This is a genomic window from Escherichia sp. AM3 (assembly GCF_032029835.1).
Taxonomy (GTDB): Bacteria; Pseudomonadota; Gammaproteobacteria; order Enterobacterales; family Enterobacteriaceae; genus Escherichia; species Escherichia coli.
This window is the reverse complement of sequence record NZ_JAVUPQ010001359.1, coordinates 1-231: the sequence shown is the minus strand read 5'-3', so window position 1 is coordinate 231 and position 231 is coordinate 1. Positions and strand designations below refer to the sequence as shown.

The window sequence follows — 231 nt, the reverse complement described above, 5'->3', positions numbered from 1 at the left end:
ATGAAGCGGGCGCGACGATGGCGGAGATCGTCAATGCGGTTACGCGCGTGACGGACATCATGGGTGAGATTGCGTCGGCCTCCGACGAACAGAGCCGCGGTATCGACCAGGTGGGTCAGGCGGTGGCGGAGATGGATCGCGTCACCCAGCAGAACGCCTCGCTGGTGGAAGAGTCTGCGGCGGCAGCTGCGGCGCTGGAAGATCAGGCTGCACGCCTGAACGACGCGGTGG

1 protein-coding gene is annotated in these 231 nt (G+C 65.8%); it reads left to right on the top strand.

The window, feature by feature from the left end; genetic code table 11:
- On the top strand, positions 1-231 hold a 231-nt coding region (locus tag RTW80_RS31045), incomplete at both ends, for a methyl-accepting chemotaxis protein (protein ID WP_312722113.1).